Source organism: Cupriavidus sp. SIMBA_020 (assembly GCF_046535395.1).
GTDB lineage: Bacteria > Pseudomonadota > Gammaproteobacteria > Burkholderiales > Burkholderiaceae > Cupriavidus > Cupriavidus campinensis.
Genome location: NZ_JAWRWU010001719.1, coordinates 1 through 234 on the forward strand (window position 1 = coordinate 1; position 234 = coordinate 234).

General features: G+C 56.8%; 1 pseudogene. It reads right to left on the reverse strand.

From position 1 onward, the window contains the following. A pseudogene (locus SB751_RS35485) lies at window positions 1–180 on the reverse strand (cell division protein FtsA); the annotation flags it as partial. Window positions 181–234: the final 54 nt, after the last annotated feature.

A 234-nucleotide genomic window follows, 5' to 3' on the forward strand; every position in this document is an offset into this window, starting at 1 on the left:
GATCGACTGCACGGTGGCCTCGATGTTGACCACCACGCCCTTCTTCAGACCTTTCGATTCGCTCTGGCCGAGGCCGATGACCTCGTAATGGCCTTCGCCCTTCAGCTCGGCGACGATGGCCACGACCTTCGACGTGCCGATGTCGAGGGAAACCAGCAGATCCTTGTAGTCTTTGCTCATAAAGTGCTCTTGCGTGTGATCTCTCGTTACTTCTTGCGCTTGTCGGTATCGGTC